Here is a 918-nt window from a genome sequence, read left to right as displayed (position 1 = left end):
TAAAATAGAACAGGTGGCGAAAAACGAATCGTTTTTCGCCACCTGTTCTTGTATTTTTCTCATTCAATACTGAAAGTAGCTCGCGGATGCCGGCCACTTTCAGTAGATTGTGTGCCAATGCCACAATTCCGAATTCCGTATGCACCTTTTCGATGCCCCGCAGTGAGAATTTGCGGAACGACCGATTGCCCTTGATGTGACCGAACACGCTTTCTACTTCGATTTTTCGTCGAGCGTAGATTCCTGTGTTCTCTTCACATTCAAGGGCTTCCTTTGCTTTCGCCTTCATTTCTTCAAATACCGTGTTCCAATGGACTTGCCGATTGCCTTTCGCTTTCGTGCATAATTCTTTCAATGGACAATCCGAACAGTCCTCACATTCATAAATCTTGTAACTTTGTTCGTATCCTGAAGCGTTCTTCTTGTTTTGGTATCTCTTAAAAGTGACTTTCCGTCCATTCGGGCAGATGAATAGATCGTCTTGTTCCAAGTATGTCCAGTTCTTTGCGTTTCGAATGTCATTCTTGTATTTGCGAGTCTGTTCTTTGACATATGTACCGTAAGGAATCAAAAATTCAAAACGCGGTTCCTTTTCTTCACCAACCGCATACAGATAGTTTTCTTCGCTGCCATACCCTGCATCCGCAATGACTCGTTTAGGTATTGGTAGCGAGGACTTTTCCAGCTTTTCCAAGTGAGGGATGAAGCAGCGGGTGTCAGTTGGACGTTGGGCGATTGTGTAAAAAAGGATGAATTGGTTTTCCGTTGCCATCTGTACGTTATAAGCAGGTTTCAGTTGACCGTTTTTCATGTGATCCTCTTTCATCCGCATGAAGGTGGCATCGTGATCGGTTTTTGAAAAACTGTTGCGCTCACCAAAAATCTTATGATGGTATTTGTACCTTTCCATACGCGGAA

The 918-nt window shown here is 43.5% G+C and carries 1 protein-coding gene; it reads right to left on the bottom strand.

Translation table 11 applies throughout. The features are described 5' to 3' along the window. Positions 1-811: transposase (locus WFH04_RS18050; RefSeq protein WP_336825708.1), on the bottom strand; the 811-nt coding region annotated here is incomplete at its 3' end. Between the last annotated feature and the right edge of the window lie 107 nt (positions 812-918).

This window comes from Sporosarcina sp. USHLN248 (assembly GCF_037144575.1).
GTDB lineage: Bacteria > Bacillota > Bacilli > Bacillales_A > Planococcaceae > Sporosarcina > Sporosarcina contaminans.
This window is presented reverse-complemented; position numbering and strand designations above follow the sequence as displayed.